The organism is Paenarthrobacter sp. CM16 (genome assembly GCF_013179505.1).
GTDB lineage: Bacteria > Actinomycetota > Actinomycetes > Actinomycetales > Micrococcaceae > Arthrobacter.
The window spans coordinates 1-565 of sequence record NZ_JABMCX010000606.1 but is presented as its reverse complement, the minus strand read 5'-3'; the positions used below and the strand labels follow the sequence as shown (position 1 = coordinate 565).

Sequence of the window (565 nt, the reverse complement as noted above, 5' to 3'; positions counted from 1 at the left end):
CTTCTACGGCACCACGGTGGCCCAAGGCGCCGGAGCTGCAGGACCGTCCGAGTCCAGCCGCGAAACCGTGCCCACGCACTGGGTATCCATGATCAAGCACACCCTCGCGAACCTGGGCCCCGCCGTTTCGGCTGAACGCATGCTCCACGACTACGTCAACAACCTCTACTGCCCCGCCGCTGTATCCGGGCGCAGGGCTGTTGCCGAAGCCTTCAAGGAAGCCAAGGAACTCGCCGCCTGGACCACCAAGGTCCGGAACGCCTGGCCCCAGGTAGTGGTGGAACACGTTGACTCCGTGGGCGTCTCCGAGGAACCCCAGGTGGGCGACAGCCTTCAGGTCAACGCCTACGTGGCCCTCAACAGCCTCACCCCCGACGACGTCTCAGTCGAGGTAGCTTTTGGACGCGCGGAGGACTCCGACGAGCTCGAGGACGTGGTGGTGGCCGAACTGGACTCCCTGGAAGACCTCGGCGGCGGACGCCACCTCTTCCACGGCTCCCTGGTCATCAACCGCTCAGGCTCGTTCGGCTACACCGTCCGGGTATTCCCGAAGCACTCGGCGTTG

General features: G+C 65.5%; 1 pseudogene. It reads left to right on the top strand.

Annotation, left to right across the window (positions count from 1 at the left end):
- Nucleotides 1–565: pseudogene (locus tag HP499_RS24780) on the top strand (DUF3417 domain-containing protein); the annotation flags it as partial.